This window comes from Cytobacillus sp. GQ23 (assembly GCF_059758675.1).
On sequence record NZ_JCAXER010000053.1, the window covers coordinates 1 to 8637 of the forward strand.

6 protein-coding genes are annotated in these 8637 nt (G+C 42.2%); all 6 read left to right on the forward strand.

Annotated elements, in window-relative coordinates:
• The first annotated feature begins 170 nt into the window (after positions 1-170).
• The 6 genes from AC6CHU_RS25485 to murC all read left to right on the forward strand — a co-directional run bounded on the left by AC6CHU_RS25485 (position 171) and on the right by murC (position 8600).
• A complete protein-coding gene (locus tag AC6CHU_RS25485; RefSeq protein ID WP_251283909.1) occupies positions 171-1193 on the forward strand; it encodes a PTS sugar transporter subunit IIC in 1023 nt (340 codons plus the stop codon).
• A complete protein-coding gene (locus AC6CHU_RS25490; RefSeq protein WP_159870880.1) occupies positions 1190-1507 on the forward strand; it encodes a thioredoxin family protein in 318 nt (105 codons plus the stop codon). The genes AC6CHU_RS25485 and AC6CHU_RS25490 overlap by 4 nt, the downstream gene beginning before the upstream one ends.
• Before the next feature lie 228 nt (positions 1508-1735).
• Positions 1736-2536: a DUF1444 domain-containing protein gene (locus tag AC6CHU_RS25495; protein WP_498123121.1), complete on the forward strand. Its 801-nt coding sequence runs from the start codon at positions 1736-1738 to the stop codon at positions 2534-2536.
• Between the two features lie 344 nt (positions 2537-2880).
• Positions 2881-5709 carry a DNA translocase FtsK gene (locus tag AC6CHU_RS25500; RefSeq protein ID WP_159870886.1) on the forward strand — a complete coding sequence of 943 codons (2829 nt, stop codon included), beginning with the start codon at positions 2881-2883 and terminating at the stop codon, positions 5707-5709.
• 161 nt (positions 5710-5870) lie between these two features.
• On the forward strand, positions 5871-6968 hold the full coding sequence (locus tag AC6CHU_RS25505) for a nicotinate phosphoribosyltransferase (protein WP_159870889.1): 1098 nt from the start codon (positions 5871-5873) through the stop codon (positions 6966-6968).
• A gap of 336 nt (positions 6969-7304) precedes the next feature.
• The gene (gene murC / locus AC6CHU_RS25510) at positions 7305-8600 is read left to right on the forward strand and encodes a UDP-N-acetylmuramate--L-alanine ligase (protein WP_251283912.1); all 1296 of its coding nucleotides are present in this window, start codon (positions 7305-7307) and stop codon (positions 8598-8600) included.
• Positions 8601-8637: the final 37 nt, after the last annotated feature.

Here is an 8637-nt window from a genome sequence, read left to right on the forward strand (position 1 = left end):
GCGAAGGACGATGTCCTTCGTTTTTGTTTTGTCTTTTTATCAGATGATTTTTTATTTATATAATAGAAAACCCCTATTAAAAGAACAATAAGAATACAGGAATTTTATATTACAAGTGTCTTTACATATGTTATCTTATAATTGCACAACTTTTACATAGGGGGAAAAAAATGAGAGAATTTCTGAATAGAAAAGGGGTTACCCTTTCAGCTAAAGTTTATTTTATAGATGCGCTGAGCAGCATGGCGCTAGGGTTGTTTGCTTCGCTGATCATCGGGCTGATCATCAAGACAATCGGCGAACAGACTGATATAAAATATTTACAGGATATGGGTATTCTCGCTATGGGGCTGATGGGGCCTGCTATTGGAGTGGCAGTTGCATACGGATTGAATGCTCCTCCGCTGGTTGTATTTTCAGCCATCGCAAGCGGTGCTGCAGGTGCTGCTCTTGGTGGACCGGCAGGGAGTTTCGCTGCGGCCCTTATTTCCACAGAACTAGGAAAATTAGTCAGTAAGGAAACAAAAGTGGATATTATTGTAACTCCGCTTGTAACCATTGGTGCGGGTTATGTCGTATCAACACTTATTGGACCGGGAATTGATTTTGGAATGAAAAGCTTTGGCAGCCTGATCATGTGGGGAACTGAGCAAAGGCCAATCCTCATGGGCATCATTGTGGCGGTTTTAATGGGGCTTGCTTTGACGGCTCCTATTTCTTCAGCTGCCATTGCGATGATGCTTGATTTGCATGGAGTTGCAGCTGGAGCTGCTACGATTGGCTGTGCAGCTCAAATGGTCGGCTTCGCTGTAAGCAGCTACAGGGAAAATAAAATGGGCGGATTAATTGCGATTGGAATTGGAACATCCATGCTGCAGGTGCCTAATATTATCAGAAACCCGCGCATTCTTATTCCGCCTACAATCGCAGGAGCGATCCTCGCACCATTTGGCACGACCTTATGGCTAATGGAAAACAATGCTGCAGGGGCAGGGATGGGAACTAGCGGGCTTGTTGGCCAGATTATGACTTTTACCACGATGGGCTTCGGTACTGACGTTTGGATGAAGGTTATTGTCTTGCATATTATTGGACCCGCTCTCATCAGCCTGATATTATCTGAATATATGAGGAAAAAAGGCTGGATCCAATATGGAGACATGCAAATCAGCACAGGGGGCGAAAGAAAATGAAAAAATTGGAATCAGCAGAACAATTTAACGAGATGCGCAGCAGCGGGAAACACATTTTCATGTTTTCAGCAGACTGGTGTCCTGATTGCCGGGTGATTGAACCGGTATTGCCTGAAATCGAAGCAAAATATAGTGATTATACTTTCGTTTATGTAGACCGCGATCAATTCATTGATCTTTGCATTGAACTTGATATTTTTGGCATCCCGAGCTTTGTTGGATACAAAGATGGCAATGAACTTGGCCGCTTCGTCAGCAAAGACCGCAAAACACAGGAAGAAATCGAGAACTTTATTCAAACTCTGGAAAACTAAACCTGTTTACATTTAGACTCCAGTGCCTGCCCTCGAGGTTACAAGCTTGTCTGGTTGAGACAATCACCTTCCAGAAGGAAAAATCACTTTCTTGGAGGGCTAGGCTTATACTTGCCGGGGTTAGGTGAGGAGCTTTCCTTTTAGACCCTCCTGTATCTCTTTTGAAGCAGGAGGGTTTATTAGTGTAAAATGAATCTGAAATGGATCCCCATAAGGAGGGACTTATATATGAAAATGGATAGCAGAAAGATGAAAAATGAATTGGAGCAGCGTTTAGCAAAAGAGAATCGGGTATTTTCTTTTGACAGGGAAAAGGATCAGCTCAGAATTGAAAATAAGGACACCGGTAAAGGGATCACCATCACTCTTCCGGGCATCATTGCTAAATGGCAGGAGCAAAAGGAGAAAGCAATTGATGAGGTTGTTTACTATGTGGAGGAAGGATTAGAAGCTATGGTGGAGGATGCCCATTTATCCGGGCATGAAAAAAACATATTTCCGGTCATCCGATCCACCTCTTTTCCTGGCGGGTCACAAGATGGCGTTCCTTTCTTAACAGATGAACACACTGCTGAGACTCGCATATACTATGCCCTTGATCTAGGTAAAACGTATCGTCTTATAGATGCCCAGCTAATGGAAAAAGAAGGATGGGATCCTGAAAGAATTAGGGAAACGGCACTATTTAATGTCAGATCTCTCACGACAGATCTGAAATCGGATACTGTAGCAGGCAATACTTTCTATTTCTTAAATAAAAATGATGGATACGATGCGAGCCGGATACTGAATGATTCGTTCATCAAAGAAATGAGCCGAAAAACAGAAGGAACTATGGCAGTAGCAGTTCCGCATCAGGATGTATTGATCATTGCTGATATTAAAAATGAAACAGGCTATGATGTTCTCGCCCAGATGACTATGAGTTTCTTTGCGAGCGGCAGAGTGCCGATCACTTCCCTTTCATTCTTATACGAAAATGGAGAGTTTGAACCAATATTTATTTTGGGTAAGAATAAAAAGCAATAGCACTTTAGGGTCACAGCGATGTGGTCCTTTTTTTGTTAAACGCGCAGACTCATCCTGAAAAAAAGAATTAAACCCCCAGGAGAGTAATATTATTTTCGAATTATCTATTAATCATTATTTCTATTAAAAGAAAAATAGTACTGTGAAAAAAGTCAGATGCCTGTACAAATAAATCATAAACCTGGCCTAAGCCGAAAGTATGTCTGTACCTAGTGTTTGTTTGTAAATTTACCCATTCTGCCTTTAAAAGGACTCATTCTCGGATTTCTTATTCAAAATCTGTGAATAACTGCTAAAATAATAGAGATAGTCTAATAAGTTTTTGATGGAAAGAGTTGATATATATGAGCTGGATTAAGAAGCTTTTTCATATGTTTAAAGATAATGAAGAAGAATATGAGGAATTTGAAGAATACACAGATGAGAGAAACGATGAGAAACAGCCTCCTCCTTCTCAAAGCACAAAAGAAAGTTCAAGAGATGTAGATGCTAAAGTAGTCTATCAATACCCAAAAGGCCAATTTCGTTTTCCGGTCATACCTGACAGCGAAGCAGCCCGGGAAAATAACAGGCAGAAAAAGCAGGATCATAGCCTCAGACAGACAGTTAAAGAAACACCTGAAAAACGGGAGCCAAGGGGAAGAGAAACAGAGCGGCAGAAAAAATCAGAGGATTCTCCTTTCCATGAAAAAAGGGTGTCCCGTTCTGCAGAAAGGGAGCGGAAGAGAAATCCTGCCCCATCACCTGCGAGTGAAGAAAAGATAATGACACGCAACGAAAGAGAGGCGGCCAATAAGAAAAGGCCTTTCCAGCCAACAGAAATTCCATCCCCGATATACGGATTTAAGAGACCCGGTTCAAACACTCAAAAAGATCAGCCAGATAACGGGGAACAGGAAAGCAGCCGCAGGGAAATTACATATGATGAGGTTATGCGTAAAATTCAGCAGGCTCCTGTTAAACGGACGAAAACGAGGGAAAACGAACCCCTTAAAGATAGAGATACTGTCATTTCTGATAAGCAAGAAGAGTTCCGGGGTCAGGCAGCTGCACTTGAATCAGAGGAAACAGCAGTAAAAAAATATAAAATTGGTGAAGCCTCTGAATTAATGTTTGAATTTCCGGAGGAAAACTCTGAATCAGATCGTTATGAAGAGGAAGTAAATGCAGCAGGACAGGATGAGCTGGAGCCTTTCAGTCATAATGATGCTGCCAAGCCAGCCGGCAATGAGCCTTTAAACCAGGAAGAGAGCATGGATCAAGAGGGGAAATCAGAAATCAGCAGGTCACTTGCAAACATGATTGAAGAGGCTCTTTATGAAGAGGAAACAGAAGAAGAAACAGAAGAAATCCCAGGACAGGATGACTTGGGACCGCATGCTCTATCTGAGCAAGAGGCTCTAACTGTCACGGATAACAATCAATTAAATCAGGATATAAACATAGAATCAGAGAATGAAGAGGTAACTGATTCGGAGCAGGAAAAGATTGTACATGAAGAAAAGCCATCTTCCAGAGGGTCAATCCCATTCAATGTCATTATGCTGAACAATGACAGAAAAAAATTGAACCAGCAAGAGAAAATAACAAAACCGGCAGATGAAAAAAAAAATAATATCGCGATGTTTCCATCTGAAAGCATTCAGCAGTCTGCTGCTTCAGCTGAAAGGATTGAAGATTATTCACCTTTACCAGAATCGGACAAAATAGAGGAACAGCAGTTATATCGTGAGGAGGATGACATTTCCTATTATCAATTTCCTTCCCAGACATTACTAACGCCGCCGGTAATCATGAATGAAACTTCTGATTGGCTTTACGAACAGGAACAGATTTTAAACTCCACCCTGCAGAATTTCAATGTCAGGGCCAGGGTTGTAAATGTTACGCAAGGACCTTCGGTTACAAGATTTGAAGTGCAGCCTGAACCCGGGGTCAAGGTGAATAAAATCACGAACCTCTCGGATGATATAAAGCTTAGTCTGGCAGCCAGGGATATTAGGATTGAGGCACCAATACCAGGAAAGCATACAATCGGCATTGAGGTTCCAAACCAGAGCAGCCGTCCGGTATTTATCAGTGAGATCATAAACACACCTGAGTTCCAGAATGGCAGCTCCCCATTAACAGCTGTGCTTGGGCTGGATATCTCAGGCAAGCCGATTGTCACGGATTTAAGAAAAATGCCGCACGGTTTAATTGCCGGTGCAACGGGATCAGGAAAGAGCGTCTGCATCAACACGATCCTGATAAGCCTTTTGTATAAGGCGAGTCCGGAAGAATTGAAGCTTCTTCTGATTGACCCGAAGATGGTCGAGCTTGCGCCATATAATCGAATCCCTCATTTGGTAAGCCCGGTTATTACCGATGTCAAAGCAGCAACAGCTGCTTTGAAATGGGCTGTAGAGGAAATGGAGCGAAGATATGAATTATTCGCCCATGCCGGTGTGCGGGATATAAACCGTTTTAATGAGCTGGCAGAAGAGCATCAGCAATATTCAGAGAAGCTTCCATTTATGGTCATTGTGATCGATGAGCTCGCAGACCTTATGATGATGTCGCCGGCTGATGTGGAAGAAGCAATCTGCCGGATTGCACAGAAAGCCCGTGCCTGCGGAATGCATTTGATTATTGCAACCCAGCGTCCTTCGGTAGATGTTATTACCGGCTTAATAAAGGCAAACGTCCCAACAAGAATTGCATTCTCCGTGTCATCCCAAATTGATTCCAGAACAATTATCGATATAAGCGGAGCCGAAAAACTGCTTGGCCGCGGCGATATGCTTTTCCTTGAAAATGGGTCCTCAAAGCCGGTCAGACTTCAGGGGACATTTGTTTCTGACAAAGAAATTGATGATGTCGTAGCTCATGTACGCAGGGAGCAAGAACCTGATTATTTATTTGAGCAGGAAGAACTTCTGAAAAAAGCCCAAGCCATTGAAGAAGAGGATGAACTGTTTTTTGAAGCATGCGAGTTTGTTGTTGATCAGGGATCCGCTTCCACTTCAAGTCTGCAAAGAAGATTTAAAATAGGCTATAATAGGGCAGCCAGGCTGATTGATATGATGGAAAAACAAGGGTTTATTTCAGAAAATAGAGGAAGCAAACCAAGGGATGTCCTTATTACTGCTGCTGATCTTGAATCCATACAAGACACTAGTACATTAAATTAATCCATGGTATTCTTTACTTGCATGTTTAAAATAATATAAATAACTACTAAGATAACGAAGAAAGCATTCAAGCTGGCCCCCAGCCGGCATATAGGCCTGCTCCTTGCTGCGCCAAGTCTGCAGGCAAATCTGCTTTCTTTCATGTTTGTAAGGAGCTTGGGATGAAGGAAATTGAAATGAAGGTTAAGGGAGAAATAAAGCGTCTGACAAACCAGACCTTTAAATTTGATGAACGAGTAAGGGATGGCTGGTTTTCAGCGGTTTACTTCCTAAAGACTAGAGAAATTGTTAAGAAATATCACGCAGATAAAATTGTAACCATGCAGTTCTTTCAAAAGAATCATGCCGTTCTATGCGGTACAGATGAGGTAATTGCGCTATTAAAAACATTTGCGGACCGGCCGGATGATTTGGAAATCCATTCTTTAAAAGATGGAGACAAGATTTCACCCTTTGAAACAGTAATGACCATAACAGGAAGATATCAGGATTTTGGCTATCTCGAGGGAATCATTGACGGCATATTGGCCAGAAGAACTTCTGTTGCCACAAATGTTTATAATGTGGTAAAGGCAGCAGGCGTTTCCGGTGTTCAAAAACAGGTCATCTTCATGGGGGACCGTGATGATCATTTCACCACCCAGGCAGGTGATGGATATGCTGCCTATATTGGGGGTGCAACAGCCCAGGCAACCCATGCCATGAACGAATGGTGGGGCAAAAAGGGCATGGGAACAATGCCGCACGCACTGATTCAAATGTTTAAAGGAGATATCGTTGCGGCTACTGAAGCTTATCAGGAGACGTTTCCTGAAGACGATTTAGTTGCGCTGGTAGATTACAATAATGATGCCATTACGGATTCCCTGAAAGTCGCAAGGGCTTTTGGCGATGAACTTATCGGTGTAAGGGTTGACACATCCCGAACAATGATAGATCAATATTTCTTAAGAAATCAGCATCTCCTGGGGACTTTTGACCCGCGCGGAGTCAATGCTGAACTTATTTTTGCTTTAAGAAAAGCACTTAATGACGAAGGCTTCGGCCATGTCAAGATTGTGGTGAGCGGAGGTTTCACCGAATCACGAATCAGAGAATTTGAAGAAAAAGGTGTTCCGGTAGATACCTACGGTGTCGGAAGCAGCCTGTTGAAGATCAACACTGGGTTTACAGGGGATAATGTGATGATAGACGGCAAACATGCAGCCAAGGCAGGACGACGTTACCGCCCTAACCCCCGCCTTGAGAAGGTTGAATAACTGAGCGATACTTCCCATTAGAAATGGAAGGCTCAATTCTGAGATTGCATCCTTGCCGCAGTGCTTAACAGCTCCGGTGCGAGAATAGAGAGTCTTCCTGAAATCTAATGTCTTATATTTTATATTCAAAGAATAAACAGCTGGCAATACGTTACATAGTTTTTAAAATTGATTAATGATATAATGATTCAATACATTAAAGCGCAAGTAAAATAATTTACAGCAGAATAGCATAGCAGCACAGTCACGGAAGTATGTCCTCACAGGGGATATGCGCAAAACTAGATATATGTCATATACTGTTTTACAGATATACGATGGTTGGAGGTTCTTTATATGACTATTTACCATTTCGTAGGTATAAAGGGGTCCGGAATGAGTGCATTGGCACAAGTTCTGCATGATATGAACTATCAGGTTCAAGGCTCCGATTTTGAGAAACACTTTTTTACGCAGGTTGCACTTGAAAAATCCGGAATAAAGATCCTTCCCTTTCAAAAGGAAAATATACAGCCGGGCATGACGGTAATTGCCGGGAATGCATATCCGGACACGCATGAAGAAATTGAGGAAGCAATGAAGCTTGGCTTGCCTGTAGTGCGCTATCACCGCTTTTTAGGTGACTTTATGAAGAATTTTACAAGTATCGCAGTGACAGGAGCACATGGAAAAACATCGACTACAGGCTTGCTTGCACATGTTATGAGAGGTGCAAAACCAACTTCATTCCTAATTGGAGACGGTACGGGCAAAGGGGACGAAAAGGCTGAGTATTTTGTTTTCGAAGCTTGCGAATATAGAAGACACTTCCTTTCTTATTACCCGGATTATGCAATTATGACGAATATAGATTTTGACCACCCTGACTACTTTGCCAATGTTGAAGATGTTTTCTCTGCTTTTCAGGAAATGTCTTGGCAAGTGAACAAGGGCATTTTTGCATGCGGTGATGACGAGCAGCTGCAAAAAATCCAGGCTAAAGTGCCTGTCGTATTTTACGGTTTTGGGGATGAAAATGATTTCCAGGCACGCAATGTGGTAAAGACGACTGAAGGGACAACATTTGACGTTTTTGTCCGCAATACCTTCTATGAGACGTTCTCAATTGCCGCCTATGGAGATCATAACGTTTTGAACTCTTTAGCTGTCATCGCTTTATGTCACTATGAAGAGATCGATGCGAAGATTGTTCAGGAACAGCTTCTTTCCTTTGAAGGGGTGAAAAGAAGATTTTCCGAGAAGAAAGTGGGCTCTCAGGTAATTATTGATGACTATGCACACCATCCGACAGAAATTAAGGCAACTGTAGAAGCTGCCAGACAAAAGTATCCCGATAAAGAAGTTGTCGCGGTTTTCCAGCCGCATACCTTTACGAGAACTCAGGCCTTTCTTGAAGATTTTGCATCAAGCTTAAATTTGGCTGACAAAGTTTATCTTTGTGAAATTTTTGGCTCTGCTCGTGAAAACCATGGAAAACTCACGATTAATGACTTAAAGGAAAAAATTCCGAATGCACAAATTTTAAACGAAGAAGAAACTGCTGTCCTAAGGAATCATGAGGAAAGCGTAATTATGTTTATGGGTGCCGGGGATATCCAAAAATTCCAGCAGGCATACGAAAACCAATTATAATATATAAAAAAGGATGCTCCGCTCAGGAAGCATCCTT

Bases quoted from the DNA above. Each gene is read 5' to 3' on its own strand.
- AC6CHU_RS25495 (WP_498123121.1), top strand. From the start codon at position 1,736: ATGAAAATGGATAGCAGAAAGATGAAAAATGAATTGGAGCAGCGTTTA.
- AC6CHU_RS25500 (WP_159870886.1), top strand. From the start codon at position 2,881: ATGAGCTGGATTAAGAAGCTTTTTCATATGTTTAAAGATAATGAAGAA.
- AC6CHU_RS25505 (WP_159870889.1), top strand. From the start codon at position 5,871: ATGAAGGAAATTGAAATGAAGGTTAAGGGAGAAATAAAGCGTCTGACA.
- AC6CHU_RS25485 (WP_251283909.1), top strand. From the start codon at position 171: ATGAGAGAATTTCTGAATAGAAAAGGGGTTACCCTTTCAGCTAAAGTT.
- AC6CHU_RS25490 (WP_159870880.1), top strand. From the start codon at position 1,190: ATGAAAAAATTGGAATCAGCAGAACAATTTAACGAGATGCGCAGCAGC.
- murC (WP_251283912.1), top strand. From the start codon at position 7,305: ATGACTATTTACCATTTCGTAGGTATAAAGGGGTCCGGAATGAGTGCA.